Consider the following 20,193-nt stretch of genomic DNA (forward strand, 5'->3'; position numbering starts at 1 on the left):
GGGTGGGCAGTCGACCGAGCGTCCAGCAGTGGCTTGAACAATTTGTGCATTACTATAACCGCCAGAGACCGCACCAATCGATCGACAATCGAACACCTGTCGAGGAGGAGCTAAACTAGACAGTGCCCTCGTGAACGTGTTTTCGAATTCCCGATGATTAGTCAATTATTTCTACAGACCAGCTCATTTGGACTTCGACAGGCAACTCATCCGTGTGTAGTATCTCCGCGATCTCTTCCGCCGTCACACTCCCTTGCTGTTCAACTTTCTCCATCAACTCGATGAACGCACCACTTGGGACTGCCGCAGTGTCACCTCGCATCTGGAGATAAAACTCGGCGGCGCGGTCGAGCGCCTTGCTCTTTGTTTTCTCACCGGTCGCCTCGAGGAGGAACACCATCCATCATTCTCGTAAATCGGTATTCGAAGGCGCATATTTTTGCACACGGACCTCACGATAGATGTGTGCAATTTCGCGGATTCGTTTCTCGCGTTCTACAACTCGGTGTTTTTATAAAAATTCAATTAATGAGACCTCGTAAAGCGATCTGTCTACTCAAGCGGTTCATTGTTACATAGATCACTAATGAAAGCAAATTCTCGAGTCAGCTCGTGGATGAGTTCAAGGTGATTACTTTCTTTTAGGACTTCCAAGCGGTAGTAGACACTATTTCTACTAAATTCAGTTTCGTCTACAAGCCTTCCTTTCGTAGTAATCCCCCATGGTTTGTCACCATTACGTCCTTGTTTTAGACAGTCGAGAAAATTGATCTCCGTTTACTCGTGTTCGGACGTTCAACAACAAGCGTATCACAGTCCCAAATTCGGAGCTTGCGGACTCTGCTGTCACAAACGTCGTAGCACATGATGAACTTCGCGAAGCTGTCTCCTTTGGAATTGGATATGATGACAACATCGCGGAAGCGACAACCAGCATTATCGCCGAGGCAGACCGCCACGAACAAATTTTGCTGATCCAGCCTCGGAGGTTCGGGCCACAGAGCTCGCAGATTCCCATGTCGGCTTACAGGCTCGAATCTGGATCGAAGATCCGAGCTGTGCTGACTTCTCGGAAGTTCGATCGGAGTTTATCACAGCTGTCAAACGGCGCTTTGATGCAGAAGGGATCACGATTCCATATCCTCATCGGCAATTAACAGGTGGACTGTCAGTCGTTGATGCCTCCCAAAGCGTGGAATCGGCACACCAGGTGACGACTGATCGACCACTGGATTTGACTTCTTTGACGTTCCGAGTGTGTAGCGTAGTGGACCTCCTTTGTGAGAGTAATCGTTCTTGATCTATCCTAAGATTGGATCAAACGCGGTACTCATTTTGCAACCCAAACTTCTTGCCCAAAACAGCTATCCGAACTATTTGAGATGGCTACTCTTGATGTCCAAAAAGATACTGCACGAGGAGAAAATCTCGCGAGAAGAAGTCGCCGATCGATTGCAAGCGATTGCACGTGAGCTTCGAGAAGGTGGAGACGCTAACATCGATGTCGGCAATAAAACGGTGCCACTCTCACCAGCAGACTCTGTTGGGTATGAAATCGGCACTCAAAAATCATCATCGGTACTTCGTGGAAGTCGCGAATCAGTGACCATTAAACTGGACTGAAAACCCGAATAGGGGAACAATTGTGTATCGTCGGTAGAACCTTGAGACCAACCCCCGTTTATCGATTATGTCTCCATCAGTTCAGAACGGTATCACAGTCGCTCAGTCGGTTCGAACCGAAATACAAGAAAAGCAGGTAACGTTTCTCGCAGGGAGTATCGCATACCATGCATTCATCTCTCTTCTACCCTTGCTCCTCCTTGCGTTTTTAGCATTTGCAGCGATTGGAAGCAGCAATCTCCAAACGCAAGTGATCAGTTTCGCTCGCTCTCTTTCTCCCGAGGTCGGTAATCTCGCCGAAACAACCCTTGAAAGTGAACAGGGACGAGCGAGCGCGTCGATCGTGGGGATTCTGACGCTCACATGGGGTGCGTTGAAGCTTTTCCGCGGACTGGATACGGCGTTCTCCGAGATCTATGCAGCTGAAACCGATGACTCCATTCTCGATCAAGTACGTGATGGGCTCATCGTCCTGTTCGCGATCGGATTTGCGGTGATTGCAACGATTGTTGCAGGCACACTGCTTGCCCTCTTTCCTGCAGTTCCATTTATCGAGTTGCTCAACCCGATCGTATTGATCGTAGCACTCATTATCGCATTTTTCCCGATGTATTATCTCTTTCCTGGCGTCGAAACTACACCACGTGAGGTTTTGCCTGGGACAGTATTTGCGGCAGTAGGATGGACAGCACTGCAGGGCTTGTTTCAGATTTATGTACAGGTGGTTGGCTCAAGTGCCTCGGGTGTGCTTGGCGCAGTACTTCTTTTAGTCACATGGCTCTATTTCAGTGGGTTGGTACTACTCATTGGGGCAGTGCTGAATGCCGTCCTTTCACACCGAACGGAAACAGCAGATGAACAGACAGAAGCACGACAACGATCACTCACCCGCGATGATGCTGCTCGGTATGTTCGCCTCGTTCGCGAACAGATATTCGGGCGATATGAGCGAATGGAAGCGATAGAAGTGCCAACCGACGAATCGTTCTTGAACTCGATTACAAAGCGACCTGTCACAGTCGAGCTGATTGAGGAGAAATCGAAAACGGACGATGGTACACAATACGAAGTTCGAATGCGATGGACCGAAAACAGCAATGAAAAAGCAAAATAATGTGGGCAAAACGCTCATTAAACTCCTCTTCGATTTTCTATGTGAATTATGGTACTAAATTTTGGACTGGACAGCAGTTCGATGGTTCCATTGCAAGCGAATAACACGCTCACGACCTCGTCCATCGTCAGCAATTACGTGATTCCCGCCGCACTGTTCCTTGTAACACTCGTCGTTGTCTATCTAATTGGGCGGAGTGTCCTCATCCCACTGCTCACACGAGTGCTGAAGGAGCAAGGCCATGACCCAGCTGTTCGAAGTCTGGCCGAGAATGTGGCTGGCGTTCTCGTCTGGATACTTGCCATTGCCCTCGCATTCACGGTTGCTGGCTTTGGCGGTGTTATCGCCGCGTTCGGTGTGTTCGCCGGTGCGATTGTCCTCGCGATTGGGTTCGCCGCACAGGAACTCCTTGGTAACTTTGTTGCTGGGATTTTCATTCTCAAAGACCGACCGTTCACGGTTGGTGATTGGATTGAATGGAGTGGTGGTGAGGGGCAAGTTGAGGACATCGATTTGCGTGTGACACGAGTGCGGACGTTCGATAACGAGCGAATTACCGTTCCGAACGGTGACTTAGCGAATGATGCGGTGAAGAATCCAGTCGCCTATGATAAACTTCGACAGAAATTTGTCTTCGGAATCGGCTACAATGACGACATCGACCATGCAAAGGACGTGATTCTCGACGAGGCACGACAGCACGATGAAATTCTCGCAGATCCAGCACCCGATATTCGGGTGACCGAACTCGCTGACTCGTATGTTGGATTGCAAACTCGCTTTTGGATCGGTAAGCCTGGACGAGGGAACTTTACGCGGATCCGATCAGAGCTAGTGCAAGCAGTGAAAGAGCGGCTTGACGCCGAGGCAATCGATATGCCGTATCCGGTCCGAACGCTCGAAGGATCGATCGAGGTCTCGGAGTAACTGGGTACAACCCGACGTCGCTTTTCTAACAAAGAGTTTATTTTATTCTTCCTTCGCTACCTACTCTCGATTATTGGGAACCACTCTGTCGTATATCCCGTCTTTGGGAGGATCCACCGCTGCTCAGGACCCCGTTCACTCACACGAAGCTCAATCGTTGCGTCGAATACTGATCCGATTTTATCCATTGGGAGTGAATCCCGATCCTGTGGAAGCGTGTAATAGCCGAGTCCCTCAACACCACGGACAGCACGACAGATGGGGTGTAGAAATGTTGCAATGTCAGTCGATGCTGCTTCCATCACTGGCTGAAGCGTATCGACGTAGAGCTGAACATCGATTAACCGATTGTCCCTTCCGTATTCTTCCTGCATTGCTACTGAGTGAATGAGAGCAGTTTGAAGATCAGCCAAAGTTCCACCGATGGATGTGATCTGGGCGTTTTCTTGTTGACTGCTTGTTGCCGCAGCCGTTGATCGGACTGTTGCTTGATAATCAATGATTTCAACGGTGCCGGGCAGTGGCTGAGCTGGTGTCGCGTGGCGTTGAAGCACTGTTGGAGAGCGGTCGAGTAGAGCAAATAGATCATAGCAGGTCGAATCGGGCTCGTTCATGAGATAGGAACGTTCAGCATTGAAAACGTCACTCGGAACGTCCCCGGCGACTAGAATATTCCCTCCGTTCTCCTTGAGTTGGGCAAGTTCGGACCGGATTGTAATCACTCCATTTCCCGAAACGGTGATGAAGTACCCTTCAAATCCGAATGAAACATAGCCATTGGTTCGTGGTGTACCATCAGCCAAAGGCTGGAAAAGTTCGTTTAGTGCATCTGGATTGATTCGGTCAGCGAGTCGTTCCGTCACCGCTTGAGAGTTAACCCCGATCGCATTCGCAACAGCGAGGACGACTTCTGTTCCGAGATCATTGGTTGGCGCATACTCGTATGTGATTGCATCTGTTGAGCCGAATGGAGCACCAGCGAATTCAGTAGCCAATGGAAGATTCGCATCAAGCTCAGGGACGAGCGGTTCGTTGGTAATGTGAATTTCACCGGGTTGTCGAACTCGGATCGCATGATCATGCCACGAGAAGATGACTTCGGTTGAAAGTTGGTGAGCGGAATCAAGAGTGAATATTTCGTCAAGCGCTTCGGGGTTGACCACGTTGTAGAGAGGATCAAGTGTGCGTGAGTCTGTATCCAGAACAGTTCCCATAGCTTCACTAAGACGAATACTGAGGGTTTCGCTGTCGTCTTCAGTTGGCCTGAAGTGTTGGCAGTGCTCTGACTGGAATATTTCGCGAATCGTGTGCTGCTCGCTGACCATAGTAATCGAGGAGTATATCGCGTTGCAGAATTGAAAGCTTGTCGGTATGAGGTGTGGTCTCTTGGCACCTTGTGGTGACTCTAGTCAATATTGCTTTTGTCGAATTCTTCCTCAACGCAGAGCGACCCGCCGCAGTCCTCACAACTGTCTTCTCAGGCTGTTTGACGTCCTTCAAGCGCTGGAAGTGCGGAAGTTGTCCACTGCACCGCTCGCAGTACTGCGACGTATCGAGCTTATCCATCTACCGCGTAAACGTTGCGCTGTGGTCCACTTCCACGAACTCATGATACTGCCAGACAGTTTTGTTACAACCTTATTACTCCGCAATTGCTTTGAGTAGAATCGGCAAGAAACAGTTCAACAGCGTAATCGTTACTACACGTAAATTATTTCAGAATAGAATGTTTATTCAGAAATATCGATGGTAAGCCGTGAAAATTGGATAACGATTGCCTTTATCGTCGTAGCCCTCCCCGCAGCATATGCAGTCGAATTCTTACTGAAATCAAATGGCATCGCTCAAGATACGGCCTTCATGATCTCGTTTTTCGTACTGCTTGTTGTTGGCGTTGGTCTCCCAAGATTTGTAACGCGTAGTGGATGACCTTAGTCACGCACTAACTGTACTTGACTATTTCAAGTAGTACTGTCTTCGTCGTCTGAATTACGTCGTATCTGTTAGCCGTGATCCGCGCTTTCTGTGAGCATTCGCTGGTCGGTGATATCTGAGACCATCATTTAGTGAGACATGAATAAAAAAACGCTGAAGCGGTGGTTAGTTCGGCAGTTCCTTGCGACCCGCACGAACGCACGGCCAGCACGGGAAGCCACCGAGGCCCTCACAGTCGCAGTCTTCGGGTTCGTTGTCGTCCTCCGATGGGAAAGCGTCGAGTGTCCCGTCGTCAGTCGCATTTTCGACGGCAGCCATGTGTTTGCAGAATGCGTTGCGGTGGACATGGTGCGGGCACGTGCAGGCCATTAGGTCTTCGGTCACGCCGTCGATGGAGACTGTGTACTGATGGGCTGCGGGGTTCTCGTGGCTCTCGTTGGTGACTTGTACGAGTCCAGAGGCATCGACGTCGAAGGGAAACTGTTCGGCCTGTGCGCGTTGGTGTGTTGTTTTGTCAGCTTCAAGGGCTGCAGATACACCGTGCCATTGGTTTCTACGGGTTTGAAAAGGTTGTCTCGGCTGTTGATATAATATTAAAATCGAGAGTCTTCGGAACAGATTGTACAGAGAGAACGTCTATAGCCCAAACGTTGACCTATGTTCTGATCGATGAAGAGGTATGGTTGAAGAACACGACCTCAATGGATCGGTTGCTATCGTTACCGGCGCAGCGGGTGACATCGGCGGTGGTATCACACGTGAATTGGCGAAAGCTGGCTGTGATATCACTATTGCTGATCTCGGAGTCTCGGAGGAAGCAGCCGAGAACGATACGATGCCAGATAACCGCGAGCACGCACGTGAGCTCGCTGATGATCTCGAGTCTTTAGGCGCAGAGACGCTGCTCGTCGAGTGTGACGTCACAGACGCAGAGCAGGTCAAAAGCATGGTCGAAACGACCGTTAATGAACTCGGTTCTCTTGATATTCTTGCGAGCAACGCGGGCATTATTACATATTCTCCCGTGGAGGAGATGGACGAGAACGACTGGGACACGGTCATGGACGTTAACGCAAAAGGTCCATTCCTCTGTGCCCGCGCGGCGATCCCACATCTCAAAGACGGAGGAACAATCATCAATACGGCGTCGATTGCGGGTGAGATTGGAGCTGAAGGGATTGCCCATTATTCTGCATCGAAACACGCGATCATGGCGCTCACGAAGACACTTGCACTCGAACTCGCAGAAGACGATATAACAGTCAATGCGATTTGTCCTGGTATCGTTGACACACCAATGTGGCGTGACGTACTTACACCCGCTAGCGATGAAGCGTACGAAGATACGATCCAGCGTTCCATTCCGTTACACCGAGACCAGAAACCCGAAGATATGGGTCGTCTTGCGGTCTTTTTCGCTCAGAACCGTAATATCACCGGCGAGGCAATCAAAGTCGACGGCGGGATCACGCAGGATGTCCTCTAAGCACCTTCGTAATTGACAACTTTCTTGTCTGTCTTACGGAGTTACCGACTAGCACAGCAAGGGGTAATTGTGCTACAGCTCGGAAGACTGTGTCAGTCGTGCATAGATATATGGAGATGGCAGCGATGAAACAACAGGTTACAGACGAACCGTTGTCGGGTTGAAGCAGTTTGATGGTCATATTGGAGGACTCGCCGCCACCTGCTACAGATGAACTATTCTATTTACGTTATACTCGATAATGATAAATACATTAATGAGAGAAATTATATGTCGTATCTCATTCATCACTGACTTCGCAGACGACTTCACGAAGTTCTTCCAACAAACCCGGATCATACTCTTTGAGGTGTTCTATATCTTCGCTGAGTGGTCCGTCAAGCCGCGAGCGAACTCGCGAGCGTGTTTCGTACTCCCTCTGTTTTTCATGCTCTCCAGCTAGACATTCACGTTCATACTTGGTCAAGATACCACGGCCAGTCGACATGCCGGATTGATTCGTTAGTGGCATTATGACGGTGTTGGTTATGTAAACTCATAAATATTGGCCCATTTAGACAAGGTTGGTTGTATAGGCCAATTTTTAAGTCATATGGGTACATACAAGCAAGTAAGAAGCACGGCGCCTCGCAGAAAGGCCACGTGTTGCAGCACGTGACCGTGCTTCTGGTGAAAGAAGCATGACTAGCAATACCCGTTCCGTAGAAAAGCGCATCGACTACCAACCACCTTTCTTTGGAGGACAGGACTAATGGCATCCTTCGACGAGAAACCCAACGGCGGACTGCTCTCCCTCGAGGCCCAATTCGGCACAAAAACCTTCCACCCCCTCAAGCGCCTCGAACCCACTCCCGATACCGCCACCCAGGACCCAGACCAACCCACGCCCACTACCGACGAGCCAATCACCCGCGCATACCTCGTCGAACTCCGCGTGGGCTTTCAAACCCGAACCAAGACCACCAGCCAAGCGCCCTTCCTGTACTGCATCTACACCACGCCCGACTGCCAGCGATTCTTCGAACGCCGTCTCCCGATCGACTACGGCGAGGAGGGCTTCCAGATTCCCGAGGACACCGACACCTATCGCTCGGTCGCCACCACCAAAACGGGCAATCCAAACCTCCCTTCGACACCACCAGAAGAAACCCACATAGAAACCCGCGCATACTACCAGCGTATCCTCAAGCGGTGCTACGACATCGACGACACCACTCACACCACAACTGAGGTGCACGCCTAAATGGCACCCACAGAACGCCCTCTCCAGAGAGCGACAGCCATCGGCGGTGATGGACGATGACCCGCGCGTCCACCTCGATCACTCCCGAGGAGATCGAAAACACATTCGAACGCTGTCCGGACTGCGGCACCTACGCGGTCCAGATCACCGACTCTCATTCTTGCAAACCCGATCTCACAAGCAGTCTCACTGACGCTGAACGCAACCAACGCATTGCCGCTGACCAATACCCTGCTGATGAAACAGTTGCCATCATTGACCAGCATACCGCCTCTACCGTTGCCTATCACGAACTCGATGTAGACAACCACCTCCTCTGTGCGCTCACCACCGACACACTACTCGCCTATTGCACTCGGGAAGAGGCTCAGAACGACCAGCATGCTCCGTGCCAGCGCTGCCAACGCCTGCGCCAGACCCAGGAGGCCGACCAATGAGCGACCAGCAGATGGTCCTCGAACTAGAGTGCACGGACCCGATTCAGATCCACACGCAGAAACGGACGCTCACAGGCGTTGTCTATCAGTGTGAACATTCAGACCCCGAACTCTCCTGTCGTGGTCCTGAGCCCGGTGAGCACATTCTGTACATCGCCACGCCAACGAACGATCTGTACCGCTTGCAGTACAGTTACTACGACGAGTACGAGCACACCGAGATAGAACTCGATCAGTACGGACGCACCCCTTCCGGGAAGTACGCCTGGCTACGTACCTATGCTACTGTCGAGTGTATCGTCAACCCGACAGGAGGCGAGCAGACGTGAGTGGGTATGCCCCGACGCCGTTGAATCCACACGATGCCGACACGCTCATTACACACCTCGCACCGAATGACTGCGTTCGCATTACAACCACAGAGTTGCCACAGACGATTTGCACCGTCAAAGCAACGAACTCACCGACGCGCTGCGGACCACATCTGGTCCTGACGGCTCCACCGATCACCACGACTGCACAGGACGACCTGCAGCAAGCCACCTTCCACTGCGTCAGTCAGCCCAATTCCGCCATGACTGTTTTCGAGTACACCCACACTACCACTGACACGACTACCCGTTGTATTGGCACGCTCACTACCATCGCTCACCTCCCGCGTCTTTCGACGCCAGCAGAGGACACTGCGGTCCCAGTGGAGGTGCCTGCAAATGAGTGACACCACCACGTCCAGAGCGTCCAGTGTTCTCGATGACAACGCTTCAGTCAATGACCTCGTCGACCACGTCCAGACACTCACCGACCGCATCGACGAGCTCGAAGCAGAAGTGGCCGCGAAAGACGATCGAATCAACGAGCTCGAACAACGAGTCGATGCCAGAGAAGACAAGGCAGCCAAAGCGAAAGCCCACAGAAAGGCACTGGCCCGCAAAACACAATCCTGTGGCAAACGCATCGATGAGTTGCAAGCCCGCGAGTTCGAGAAAGGTGCCCACTTGCTCGCCGACAATATCGACAAAGAGCAGATCACTGTCGATGGTAACAAACTCGAACGCATCACGAAAGATGACGGCAACACCTACTTCCGACTCCCCGGTGAGGAAGACGCGCTCGGTCGTGGTGGTGCCGTCGCCCATTCGACGGCGGATCTCCTCCCGATTCAGCGATTTGCTCGGTATGACGACGAGATGCTTGCATCCGTGACCAACCGCAAACCCGACGAACTCGCAAGCAAGGCGTGGCGCGAACGTGATGATGCTGGTCGTTACTCACTCTGGTCCAAGGGCAGTGGAGAGATCCGAGCCTACCTTGATGCGTCAGAGCTAGCTGATTGGATTCGCCTGAAAGAGGCCGGTGTGAGCAAGAAATACTCGCAAGAACTTGCTCGACGGACGATAGACGCGATGCATGAACTCTCGAACGGACGTCTTGGGAAAGTCAAACGCCAACGGTCCAAAGACGGACTGAGCTACCAAGAAACACGTCTTGTCCTGAAAACCGATGTGGAACTTCCCGGTGAGGTCACGAACAACGACACGGACAACAGTCCGACCACAGACGGGGTTGCCGGAGAGTAGCGTGGTCGGGACCAAAACACGCCCGAGAGGGACACAACTCTAACACGAGCCCCCAGACAACCGCGGAATTGGACGTCCCGAATTGACACAGTTTGGGACTGACGCCGTACGGCTACTCGTGAGTACGGCAGTTGTATCGGCGTCTATCGGCTCAAAGCCAGCGGGAGGGGGAGAGCAGGTACCGGCCACCGCATCTGTGGTCGGAAGCAGGTGATTGAATCCGAGATCCAACGTGAACTATTCATGTCCGTGCTCAATTATCGTATTGTGCAAAAAGTCCACTCTGTTACTCGGGCTGATACGGATCTGTTGCAGTATCGAGTCGGTAGACATCGTGTGCTGCATCGAAATCATCATCGAATGCATAGAGGTAGCCGAGTCCTTCAGTCTGCATGTAGGCAACGATGCAGGCATCGACGAACGAGAATTTTTCATACTGCCGGAAGAGTGCTTTCGCGGTGGCGAAGGCGTCGGTGGTCAAGAACTCGATGTGAAAACGCGTGTTCTCCTCTAGCCGGTCGAGAAAGTCCGTTGTAGCGTCGTGCCCAGCGTGCGTCGTTAGTCCGTTCAATGTCTCCGCAAGCACGTAATCAAGGACAACTGCCTCCGGAAGTGATGCTGTGTCCACACCCTGTACGATCGGGAGGGCAGTGTCGTGTGCGCCGTCCCGACGATAGGCAGCAGCGAAGAGGACAGTCGTATCGATGAGTGCACGTGGCATTTAGTTGACGTCGACGCCCCATGCGTCGTGGTCAGTCGTTACGTCAGTCTCGTCGTCGCCGTCGTAGCCGCCGAAGTCACTAAATGTACCACTTCGACGCTGGACGACATGAATGTGGACCGTACCGTCATCCTGGAGCTGCCAGCGAAGTTTATCACCATCATCGATATCGAGTTCACGACGGATTCGTGCGGGAATATTCGCTTGATTCCCCGAGACTTTGCTTTCGGAATCCACGTTCTCACTGCTCATACAGATCATGAGGGGAGTGCCGAATATAAATGTAGTGTGTAGTCACACTACCGTCGCTGAAGAGAAAAAACAGTCTTGTGCGAGCGTCAGTCTCGCGACTGATCAATCTCGTGCGAGATTATGAGATTGAAGAGAGTGTTGACGACGACTCACCGAATTTCGCCGCGGAAGCGGCCAATGCAGGTCGTTAGCTCTTCGAGACGGTCCAACGCTCAGAACAGAATACCCTACTCGTGAATTTCCGTGAGAGGCGTGCCGAGAGTCAGCAAGTCTAGGACAAATACTTGGACGTCCTCGAGCATGCGAAGAACGTCTCCAAGACGAACGACGTATTGGTTGCACGGTTGGGCTATCGAGAGGTGGCAACGTACTATGGCTGTGCGTATAAGAACGACGTCTATCGGATGATAGAGGAAATGGCCGAGAGCGTTCCCGGCGTGACCTACAAGGAACCACGGACATTGTCGATCGACGATGCGATGGGTGTCGGTGGTCACCACATCGAAACCACGTTCGCACATCCAGACTTGGCGGATGGATGCGAGTACACGAAGCCAGCGCGGGAAGAAACGGAGGACGCTGAGTATAGCGTTGTGATCACAAGGGTTTGCAGAACCCCCTCTCTATTACAACGATATAATCAACGGGCATTGTGGCAATAGAAGAGACGAGTCGTACTATCGGCGAGAATTGTATCGGAAATACCTGGTTCTATTATTGCGACAGAAGAGAAGACCGAGAATTGGGATCTCACTTCCACTCAAAAGTCAGTCGATAGCACTGTTGGCGTGCATCAATCACAGACGGTCGTGAGTCAACGAGATCTTGCTCTTGCAGTTGGGTTAACGCCGAGCGGATGGTTCGTTGTGGAAGGAACGTTTCTTCTGCAAGTTCAGGTTGAGTCAGCAGACCGTTGTGCTGAAGTACCTTTGCAACCAGTTTAGCACTCGGTGTGAGGTCCGAGAGCTTCTCAAGAGCAGACGGACACGACAAAGAGGGGCTGTCTCGCGATGAGGTTTCGCAACGAGTCACTGTCTGAGTGCTCAAACTACTATGACAATAGTCCGTCGAATCGACAGGGAAAATAGTGAAACATTCGTTCCCGTCTTACTCTAGCCACCTATACCAACAAGCCATAAAAGTATATGCCAATTCTATGTAGAAATAATTATTAGGATTGGATCTATTTCTACATATAGCTCTATCTTACTATATTTAACCTAGCCAGAAGCTTAATTAATTTCAACTATTGATATCAGAATGGATCATGAACCCTAACCGTCGGCGGTTCTTGAAAGGTGCGAGTATCGCTGGGCTCACCACGATCAGCGGTGTGGCGCTCACCGGGACGACCACGGCAGCGTCCTATACAATCGACAGCGACCTCCGACAGACCGTTGGAATCTCCGGTAGCCAACTCGATTCAGCAGTCAACTCGATATCACCAGGCAGTCCGCTCGTCGGTCTAGGTGACACCTGGATTGATGTTCAGAACACGCGGAACATCAATGCGGTGTACATGGCAGCCCACGCTGCCCTCGAATCTGCGTGGGGACGAAGCAACATTGCACAAGAGAAAAACAACATCTACGGCTTCGACGCACGCGACATTTGTCCCGCAGAATGTGCAGACGGATACGCGTCATTCGAACAGTGCGTCCATGAAGTGATGGCGTACGTCGATCAAGAGTACCTCTCCCCGGATGGGACTTACTACGAAGGATCGACGCTCAGGGGAATGAACGTCCACTATGCGACGGACGATCGGTGGGCGGAGAAGATCGCGAGTATCATGAACGACATCGCCGCAGAACTCCCGTCCGGAGGGGGTGGAGGCGGTGATGGTGGATTTGCCGACGGTGAGCAGGTTACACCGACAACCAACCTGAATACACGTGAACAACCAGGAACCAGCCAACCCATCGTTGCAACCATCTCCCCCGGAGAGGTTGGCGAAATCATGAATGGCCCTACCGAGAAGGGTGGTTACACATGGTGGGGTGTCCATTGGCTCGACCGAAACGTGTGGGGCTGGTCGGTCGAACGGTACCTCGATTCAGCATAGATCGTTTGCTTAACACTTCTAAAACGAACCATCACAACGGCCCGAAAATTCAGCCGATGATCCGCGATCAAATCAATTGGCACCGCAACGGCAGGCATCAGTATTCCTGCAGTACTGAGTGGATCGGCCAGCGCGTTTAGAGACGGTGAGCAGGTCGAAACGACGACAGCGAAGTCGGCGAGATCATGAACGGGCCCATCGAGAAGGGCGGTTACATGTGGTGGGACATTCACTGGCTCGATCGAAACGTATAGTTTTTTCGATAGTTTTCGGAGGCGTGCAGTGATCTCCGAAAGGAGTATGAAGTGAAAACAATCCATCGGTTAAATACCTTGTTGCCATCCACAATTTTATATGTAGACTGTACCAATATTTACGGTAGAGGGGTAAGGACACATTGTGTATCGGTTTCCAAGCAGCGGAAACAAACCTACCAAATGTAATCTGGCTGGTTCACCTGCTGCGTGGATGCATTCTAGAGTCAAATCTTCTCGCCAGATCATGACTGGTCGCACACCACCATCCGACGATGAAGACGAACAAAGAGAAACTATAATCTACCAGACAGAGTTCGATCCGACAGCGGACACCGTCAGTGAAGCCGTGATTAGAGTCATTGCAACACTGATCAACGCTGGTCCCACCGAGCTTGTACCCCTCTCGGAGGTTATTGATTTAGAAGCACTTGATGCGCTCTTCGGGCCGAAAGATAGTGGAATCCCGCGCAATACGAACGGACATGTCCTGTTCAATTACGAGGCATATCACGTCAGAGTCGATAGCAGTGGACAGATTACAGTTCAGCAGCCTGACCCAGAAATCGATGACTAAGCAGACGTAAATACAGAGTAAACGACTCTTCCCTTGCATCGTCACTACTCGGTGATCGTTGTTATGCTACCGTCTATGATACGTACCAGGAAAATTCCTCGACGTCTCTCGCTAATTATTCGTTGCTACCATAGGCGTGGGTTGTTTCATTTGGCGATTCGTGGGTGTCACTAATTTCGAGGAGTTGTTTGAGGCGTTTACTATTCCGGTACCGTACGGTCTTACTACGCTCATCATAGTCAATGATCTCATGATCAGCGAGTATCGGCAGATGTGTATGGACAAGTGCGATCCGTGCCTGTTCAGTGCCGGTGATGTCATCAACTCCTTTGTAGACATAAGTAACCAATTCAGCGAGTTGAGCTGTTGCAGTTTTTTCGGCAGTGAAATACCGGATAATTGCCCGTCGTATGGATTTTTTGAGTATTTTACTGGCGGCACTCAAGGTGAGGTTGGGGGTCAATGGGTCGTCGGTATGCAGTGGCGCACTCATGGATTGATATTGGTTGTGTTCAGTGGACGCGGGTGACTTCTATAACATGACACTCCGGAACAACATGGACGAAATTGAAAGACGATCCAAAGTGGTTCTAGGTTATCACTTCACATAGATATGGATTGGAAACCATTTACAATTTTCGGCTTTCTAAGTTATAAAATCAAGTCAGGAATGGGCTATTTCACGGAGCAGATTCTGACTATTTGCTGGTCCACAGTATAAACAATCGCCAGTCAAAGAAAAAGTGAACACATAGAGGTTATATTATCATGCTACCATACGTCATCTCCAGTACTGATGAAAATAGCTGAACGAGTAGCTGAAAGAGATCGAAAGCGTTTGCATTGTCAGGTTGTCTTGAGCGGCACTGTCTAGTTAAGCGATTCTGTAATAGAGTGGCGTTTCAAGGTCTCTAACGTGAGTGGCTGACGAATCACCTCGTGTTAGCATGACTACTTTTTCGGTGAAGCAATCAAATTCAGTCTTCTCACGGTGTAGCCGATCTCAATCCCAAGAATCAGTAACTTTGAGCAGTGCGTAAAACTCCGTCAATCGTACCGCTGTCGCTTGGTTTTCCTTATCTAGACAGTGCCTCTTGAGCAGATCCGTCCAATGGCGAATATTTACCTAGGTCTGCTTTCACGAGCTCCTAGTACTGACGCGAGTGAGTTCGTGGGCCACTTCGAACTGGGTTGGTCCTATATATGCAAGTCATAGGCGTCCCATGGCGACGAGATCGTGATTGCACCGATTGTCGGATTGTATTTCGTCTCATCCACCGAACACGGTTAGAGTGGGACACCACTCATGCAATCGTTCCATCGGCAAGGACAGAAAGTAGAGCTGTTCAAGACTCCCCCGGTTCAGCCGCCAAATTCTATGCGTCCGAAATCAACGCTACATACCAATCTTTCTCTGAGTGCCACGAAAACATAATTGTCGAGTATCTCCTGATGCTTCATGTCAATCATTATAAACTATCCATTAGTTTTTATCCGTTTCTCTCTGATTAAGTAGATCTACGATTTACACTATAATATGGTAGAAGATAGTGATGCAAAGCGGATGACTGACTCGCTTCAGCGGCAAGCACAGAGCCTGCAGGAAACGTCGCCCGAAAAGTATGGACTCCTGAAAGCCTACCACGAGAGTGTCCGCGAAGCACTCGATGTCTGCTCGCGGAACTATCCCTCTACCAAGCAATTGAGTGAAAATATTCCCGATTCCGGTATGACACCGCAAATGGTGGGGAATTTGCTAGCGTTACTCGTGGAATTTAAGATCATTGGGATATTCAGCGAGCGCAACAATAGCAATCGCTACGACCTTACCCATTATGATCGCAATCGAATGGACACGCTCAGTCATATTCTTCAGCATGTGACCGCTAGTTCATGACTCGCTGCACCGTTCTTTTGCTGACTTGGATATGAAAGAGAGGACATTTTGGTACTTTGATTACGTAGTAGTTCCAACTGACATCCTCCCACGCCTAAAGACGCGGGAATCCCGACTGCAGTTGGTATATTACGGTTCGCGGTTACCAACCGTTCTCGTGGGCAAATCGGTCTTCACTGCGGTTGAACAAGTGCACCGCTGGCTGTGCTAACCAGCGATGATCCTATTGCCGCCATGGGTGGCAATCCCGAGGAGATCTTTTCGTTTGAATTCTCCCCACACTGCAATCAGCGTTCGAACGTGGCAATTGAGGATACCGTATGTCCCATGGTTGAGTTTCAACCATTTATTGGAATTCAACGAGAAATCGATCCATGCATATTCCGAAAACGTGGAGTAACAAGGTGTCGTTTTGTGGAGAGTTACCCACGTTCGCTGGATACTATCAGAATACCACGGCGAATAGTATCCAGCAAAGGGAGATTTGTAATCATACTTGATAGTCATATCGCTTGTGTCGAATAGAACCGTACGTAGAGGATATAACTCGCTTTCTGAGGATCTACCGGGAAACGATTCGTGGAAGAGCATTACTATTGATCTAATTGGCTGACTAGAGAAGTCAGTTCTTCAATTTGGATGGAACTGCAATAATTTGGCTCACTGTAGAAAGCCTAAGAATACCGACATGTGCCAAGGAGAAAGAGAGATACCAGCGTTAGTAGAAAGTACTAATAGAATGTTAACGTCTATACCGCAAAAAACGGACGGATAGGAATTGAAGGATCGAAAACAACGAAAATCAATAGAATAGTAACTAAGCAAAGAACTCAGTCACTCATTTACTGGGCTTTGGCGATGACAGTTCGTCATTTCTAGCAAACGAATATTGCACGCTGTATGGCATATTGATTGAAATCCTCCATGATGGCTCCGATTAAGGAGTACGAAGATACAAATGATGACGACCGGAGAGATATCGTGGCCGAGCAGTATGGTTATTAGCAAAGTGCAGGCGCTAAACTTCCTCTCAAAGAGCCTGAATAACACGAGCAGAATGGTGGAGCTCACAGTGACAATCATTCAAGGCACCCTAGTTGTTTATGATTATGGGCATGAAATCATAACATGGAATAAAGTGGTCAATCAGTGGCTCAAACGATAACGCAGGAGGAGACCGCCATATTAGGCGCAGTTGTATTAGGTCAAACTGTATTCGCCGCAATACAGCTTGCTGGCCGTTCCTCCATGATGGCACTAGCTGTAAGTAGTGCATTAGTGGGTGTAGTATATTACGAACTCAGTCTGCCAAGGCTCAAGTAGTTACGTAACCGCCCGATCCAAACTGAATTGCGTCAAATAATGTTATTTTCCAGTTGACACTCTGCCAGTCATTACTTCTCCCCGTGAAATTTATCAATCCTAATGTATGGTCGGTAGTTATACATCGTCAGTTTTCTCGATTGAGTTATCGTTCCTGCTGTACGTGTATCTATGGTAGCTTTGTATAACTCCATGATTAAAATAATCTTTCGACCAAATCACCGAGTTTCATCCTTCTATCTTTAGGGGAATCCTTCGAGTAGTAAGTTGAGTAGAACAATACGAGAACTCCTCGTGTAAGTATGCATGTCCACAGGTGCTACTGTCTTGGATCAAGAATTCACCAACATAATCGGCTCATTTTTTGAAGACGCAGGCTCGGTGCTCATCGTTAATCCCGCACCAAATGTCTTCGAGACATTAATACTGGCCGCATCGTCCTTGGATGACGAGCTGCCTGATCTTCAAGTGCTTGCTACACCAGATGTACTAAAAACGTCAGTAGACGATTTTATCCTCGCGAGCCAGGTGGCAAATTTAGTCGAGCAAAACACACTCGAACTTCGAACGACAACTGATATTGCACGAAGTTCGTTGCTTGTCAGTGATGATGAAGTCCTAACGGTCGTCACATTGGATGCTGAATTAGCGGGATTGCGCTCGACAGACGATGAGCTAGTTGAGAACATCCGGTCGACATTTGTGGAAGATTGGGAGGGTGGGGAACCATTCATCCTGCGAACACCATCACTCTCGCGTGTCCAAGAAACGCTCGGAGAAGAGTTCGGAGATGAACTCGAAGAAGACTTTATGATGGTTGTTGAGTCGGTCGATACGATACCTGGTGAAGACAATGATCTGGATGAAGTAGCCGTTGCCTTGTTAGTAGGGGCTAACAACGAGGTCCTACTGTATGATATTAGTAGGTGGGGGGAGGATGTTGGTCTTGCCAGTAAAGCGACCTTCTCACGGACGAAAACACAGCTCGAGGATCGCGGGCTTATTGAGACTGAGAAAGTACCAATCGACGTTGGTCGGCCACGACTTCGGTTGCTGTTAATCCCGGATGAGTTAGAGGATGTTGATAGTCTTGCAGAACAGATGACTACATAGACCTGTGGGGTAAGTGGCTAAAATAGCAGTAGAATCTTCCGTGGGCAGCAACCAGAGTATCATTGTTTCCCATGAAGTGTTAGTTTAGTCTATCACAACTAGTCTTATGTCTCATCTTTGCTTTGCCGATATTGGCTTATATGATATCCAACTGTGATCACTGCAAAGAGGAGAATAATTGCAGTTAACACCAGTTGGCCAGATAATCCCACTTCAGCTGGAACACCAAAAACAGTCAGCAAGAGAAGGCTACAACTGACCACCACCCCGCTATAATAGCACCAAAGCCACCGTCGGATTGGAGCCGTATCTGGCTCAGAATCCTCATTCGTTCCTCCCTCAGACATTTCTTCTTGACGAGTTTGGCAGGTTGTGAGATAGGGATCCAAGTGAGTAGTAAGACCAGTTCGCTTAACGATTCCTCGTGCTTGATCGTACTCAATTACACCTTTTTCGTCGAGTTTGGGAAGATGAGATTGATAGAGACTGATATATGCCCGCTGACGTTCTTTTGATTGAAGATTACCAATCGTCGTTCCATGTTCCCAAGCAGCGACTTGCTCAGCGAGATCACTCATTACGACCGGCTCTGTTGTCTCCTGAAGATAGTGGAGGGCAAAGCGTCGGCGTTGGACTTGTAACAAGTGGTAGATTGTATCTTTTGAAAGCTGGCGAGTCTCGTTCTCCTCATTGGGAGGTGAGATACTGTTAGCTGGTTCTTCCGTCTTCGAACTCGTGCTCATAACTCGATACTATTATCACTCTATTTCAAATACTTCAATTTGCGTATTTACTAATTCGTTTGGTTGTTTTTCTACGATCATTATTTAGTTTATCTCAGATATTGTCACCATGCTCATGGAAACTGTGATCATCGGTAGTGTTCTTTCAAAAACATATAAACTATTGCTCTCAATACGTTATATGCTTGTAGACAAAGGACAAGACTTGAATACAGCTACAAGATAACCTTGCGTTAGTGGTAGTAAAAGCGTGGGACATGGTGGGTGTGATGTCCTGACGGTTCCCACGCGTGTCGAAAGTAAGTCGTTGCACGCGACAAATCCGACAATAGATATCATGGATTGGGAGATAATATTAATTAGAGAGTCGACAAGATAGTCGAAGTCCGCTAGTACCATCGTATGTGACTAAACCAGTGCGTATATGCGTTGAAAGTGTTGAGGATAACCTTGACAAGCGTTTGACTCGGGGGTTGACAAAGATTTAAACCTCCACGAAAGAATAAATCATCAGTCTTTGTTCGCGACCGCATTGGATAGGAAAATTCCGCTTACGATTATGCTGCACATATTTTTGCTGATATACAAAATAATAATACCCTCGGTGAGAAATTATCGCTGTCGGGATGCCTCTGTCCGAGTTATTATCCCGACAACTCGTGGGGACGTCGAGGGCAAACCCCACGAAACTCCGAACAGTAAATATACATTGTCTTTGCCAGTTCCGTCGTCCGTGGAGAGTATGAAGTAGTGAGTGATAGACATATCATTATTCGTGTTAGTGACAGCAATTGGCTTAGTACCAAAATTGTCGAGTATCTACCGGTCTAGGCACTGTTCTATGCTATCTCGTCGATTCACAATCATGGGGAGAAAATGAGATACGAAGTGATCTCAGTTGCTGAT

General features: G+C 49.6%; 24 protein-coding genes. 15 read left to right on the forward strand and 9 right to left on the reverse strand.

Going from position 1 to position 20,193, the window contains the following annotated elements; translation table 11 throughout:
• Window positions 1-119 (forward strand): integrase core domain-containing protein (locus tag LJF34_RS26615; RefSeq protein WP_231189617.1); only part of this gene is annotated, 119 nt, incomplete at its 5' end.
• Window positions 120-157: 38 nt separating this feature from the next.
• On the opposite strand, the gene LJF34_RS26620 is transcribed toward LJF34_RS26615, so the two are convergent.
• Window positions 158-400 carry a hypothetical protein gene (locus tag LJF34_RS26620; RefSeq protein WP_231189332.1) on the reverse strand — a complete coding sequence of 81 codons (243 nt, stop codon included), beginning with the start codon at window positions 398-400 and terminating at the stop codon, window positions 158-160.
• Between the two features lie 995 nt (window positions 401-1,395).
• On the opposite strand from LJF34_RS26620, the gene LJF34_RS26625 reads away from it, so the two are divergent.
• From LJF34_RS26625 to LJF34_RS26635, 3 genes are all read left to right on the forward strand, one after another.
• Complete coding sequence (locus LJF34_RS26625; RefSeq protein ID WP_231189334.1) at window positions 1,396-1,623, forward strand: amphi-Trp domain-containing protein; 228 nt, start codon at window positions 1,396-1,398, stop codon at window positions 1,621-1,623.
• A gap of 67 nt (window positions 1,624-1,690) precedes the next feature.
• Window positions 1,691-2,737, forward strand: coding sequence for a YihY/virulence factor BrkB family protein (locus LJF34_RS26630; RefSeq protein ID WP_231189335.1), 1,047 nt, complete (start codon window positions 1,691-1,693; stop codon window positions 2,735-2,737).
• Window positions 2,738-2,818: 81 nt separating this feature from the next.
• The gene (locus tag LJF34_RS26635; protein ID WP_231189338.1) at window positions 2,819-3,664 is read left to right on the forward strand and encodes a mechanosensitive ion channel family protein; all 846 of its coding nucleotides are present in this window, start codon (window positions 2,819-2,821) and stop codon (window positions 3,662-3,664) included.
• 56 nt (window positions 3,665-3,720) lie between these two features.
• Here the strand turns inward: LJF34_RS26635 and LJF34_RS26640 are convergent, their stop codons facing one another.
• Both LJF34_RS26640 and LJF34_RS26645 read right to left on the reverse strand, forming a co-directional pair.
• Entirely contained in the window at window positions 3,721-4,989 is a 1,269-nt protein-coding gene (locus LJF34_RS26640) for a HalOD1 output domain-containing protein (RefSeq protein WP_231189339.1), read from the reverse strand.
• A gap of 775 nt (window positions 4,990-5,764) precedes the next feature.
• Entirely contained in the window at window positions 5,765-5,917 is a 153-nt protein-coding gene (locus LJF34_RS26645; RefSeq protein WP_231189340.1) for a hypothetical protein, read from the reverse strand.
• A 361-nt stretch (window positions 5,918-6,278) separates the two neighbouring features.
• Between LJF34_RS26645 and LJF34_RS26650 the strand changes: the two genes are divergently transcribed.
• On the forward strand, window positions 6,279-7,085 hold the full coding sequence (locus tag LJF34_RS26650) for an SDR family NAD(P)-dependent oxidoreductase (RefSeq protein WP_231189341.1): 807 nt from the start codon (window positions 6,279-6,281) through the stop codon (window positions 7,083-7,085).
• Window positions 7,086-7,365: 280 nt separating this feature from the next.
• Here the strand turns inward: LJF34_RS26650 and LJF34_RS26655 are convergent, their stop codons facing one another.
• On the reverse strand, window positions 7,366-7,596 hold the full coding sequence (locus tag LJF34_RS26655; RefSeq protein ID WP_231189342.1) for a hypothetical protein: 231 nt from the start codon (window positions 7,594-7,596) through the stop codon (window positions 7,366-7,368).
• A 240-nt stretch (window positions 7,597-7,836) separates the two neighbouring features.
• On the opposite strand from LJF34_RS26655, the gene LJF34_RS26660 reads away from it, so the two are divergent.
• Genes LJF34_RS26660 through LJF34_RS26680 form a run of 5 tightly spaced genes read left to right on the forward strand, consistent with a single transcriptional unit; the run spans window position 7,837 to window position 10,342 of the window.
• Complete coding sequence (locus LJF34_RS26660; protein WP_231189343.1) at window positions 7,837-8,328, forward strand: hypothetical protein; 492 nt, start codon at window positions 7,837-7,839, stop codon at window positions 8,326-8,328.
• Between the two features lie 56 nt (window positions 8,329-8,384).
• Window positions 8,385-8,765 carry a hypothetical protein gene (locus LJF34_RS26665; protein ID WP_231189344.1) on the forward strand — a complete coding sequence of 127 codons (381 nt, stop codon included), beginning with the start codon at window positions 8,385-8,387 and terminating at the stop codon, window positions 8,763-8,765.
• Window positions 8,762-9,094, forward strand: a complete 333-nt coding sequence (locus LJF34_RS26670) for a hypothetical protein (RefSeq protein ID WP_231189345.1) — start codon at window positions 8,762-8,764, stop codon at window positions 9,092-9,094. The genes LJF34_RS26665 and LJF34_RS26670 overlap by 4 nt, the downstream gene beginning before the upstream one ends.
• Window positions 9,091-9,483, forward strand: coding sequence for a hypothetical protein (locus LJF34_RS26675; RefSeq protein ID WP_231189346.1), 393 nt, complete (start codon window positions 9,091-9,093; stop codon window positions 9,481-9,483). Before LJF34_RS26670 ends, LJF34_RS26675 begins: the two co-directional genes overlap by 4 nt.
• Window positions 9,476-10,342, forward strand: a complete 867-nt coding sequence (locus LJF34_RS26680) for a hypothetical protein (protein WP_231189349.1) — start codon at window positions 9,476-9,478, stop codon at window positions 10,340-10,342. The genes LJF34_RS26675 and LJF34_RS26680 overlap by 8 nt, the downstream gene beginning before the upstream one ends.
• A gap of 286 nt (window positions 10,343-10,628) precedes the next feature.
• Here the strand turns inward: LJF34_RS26680 and LJF34_RS26685 are convergent, their stop codons facing one another.
• Together LJF34_RS26685 and LJF34_RS26690 are read right to left on the reverse strand one after the other, a co-directional pair.
• Window positions 10,629-11,063: a PIN domain-containing protein gene (locus LJF34_RS26685; RefSeq protein WP_231189352.1), complete on the reverse strand. Its 435-nt coding sequence runs from the start codon at window positions 11,061-11,063 to the stop codon at window positions 10,629-10,631.
• The gene (locus tag LJF34_RS26690; RefSeq protein ID WP_231189355.1) at window positions 11,064-11,315 is read right to left on the reverse strand and encodes an AbrB/MazE/SpoVT family DNA-binding domain-containing protein; all 252 of its coding nucleotides are present in this window, start codon (window positions 11,313-11,315) and stop codon (window positions 11,064-11,066) included. It lies immediately after the preceding gene.
• A gap of 284 nt (window positions 11,316-11,599) precedes the next feature.
• Here LJF34_RS26690 and LJF34_RS26695 point away from each other — a divergent pair, with 284 nt between their 5' ends.
• The gene (locus tag LJF34_RS26695) at window positions 11,600-11,977 is read left to right on the forward strand and encodes a hypothetical protein (RefSeq protein WP_231189357.1); all 378 of its coding nucleotides are present in this window, start codon (window positions 11,600-11,602) and stop codon (window positions 11,975-11,977) included.
• Between the two features lie 88 nt (window positions 11,978-12,065).
• On the opposite strand, the gene LJF34_RS26700 is transcribed toward LJF34_RS26695, so the two are convergent.
• A complete protein-coding gene (locus LJF34_RS26700) occupies window positions 12,066-12,308 on the reverse strand; it encodes a helix-turn-helix domain-containing protein (RefSeq protein WP_231189618.1) in 243 nt (80 codons plus the stop codon).
• 274 nt (window positions 12,309-12,582) lie between these two features.
• Between LJF34_RS26700 and LJF34_RS26705 the strand changes: the two genes are divergently transcribed.
• Together LJF34_RS26705 and LJF34_RS26710 are read left to right on the forward strand one after the other, a co-directional pair.
• On the forward strand, window positions 12,583-13,380 hold the full coding sequence (locus LJF34_RS26705; RefSeq protein WP_231189359.1) for a glucosaminidase domain-containing protein: 798 nt from the start codon (window positions 12,583-12,585) through the stop codon (window positions 13,378-13,380).
• 501 nt (window positions 13,381-13,881) lie between these two features.
• A complete protein-coding gene (locus tag LJF34_RS26710) occupies window positions 13,882-14,211 on the forward strand; it encodes a HalOD1 output domain-containing protein (RefSeq protein ID WP_231189361.1) in 330 nt (109 codons plus the stop codon).
• A 115-nt stretch (window positions 14,212-14,326) separates the two neighbouring features.
• Here the strand turns inward: LJF34_RS26710 and LJF34_RS26715 are convergent, their stop codons facing one another.
• A complete protein-coding gene (locus LJF34_RS26715; protein ID WP_231189364.1) occupies window positions 14,327-14,704 on the reverse strand; it encodes a hypothetical protein in 378 nt (125 codons plus the stop codon).
• A 1,044-nt stretch (window positions 14,705-15,748) separates the two neighbouring features.
• Between LJF34_RS26715 and LJF34_RS26720 the strand changes: the two genes are divergently transcribed.
• On the forward strand, window positions 15,749-16,108 hold the full coding sequence (locus LJF34_RS26720; RefSeq protein WP_231189366.1) for a hypothetical protein: 360 nt from the start codon (window positions 15,749-15,751) through the stop codon (window positions 16,106-16,108).
• A 1,629-nt stretch (window positions 16,109-17,737) separates the two neighbouring features.
• A complete protein-coding gene (locus tag LJF34_RS26725) occupies window positions 17,738-18,544 on the forward strand; it encodes a DUF5821 family protein (protein WP_231189368.1) in 807 nt (268 codons plus the stop codon).
• 104 nt (window positions 18,545-18,648) lie between these two features.
• Here the strand turns inward: LJF34_RS26725 and LJF34_RS26730 are convergent, their stop codons facing one another.
• Window positions 18,649-19,287 carry a hypothetical protein gene (locus LJF34_RS26730; protein ID WP_231189370.1) on the reverse strand — a complete coding sequence of 213 codons (639 nt, stop codon included), beginning with the start codon at window positions 19,285-19,287 and terminating at the stop codon, window positions 18,649-18,651.
• Window positions 19,288-20,193 lie beyond the last annotated feature (906 nt).

This window comes from Haladaptatus sp. DYF46 (assembly GCF_021083305.1).
Classification (GTDB): domain Archaea; phylum Halobacteriota; class Halobacteria; order Halobacteriales; family Haladaptataceae; genus Haladaptatus.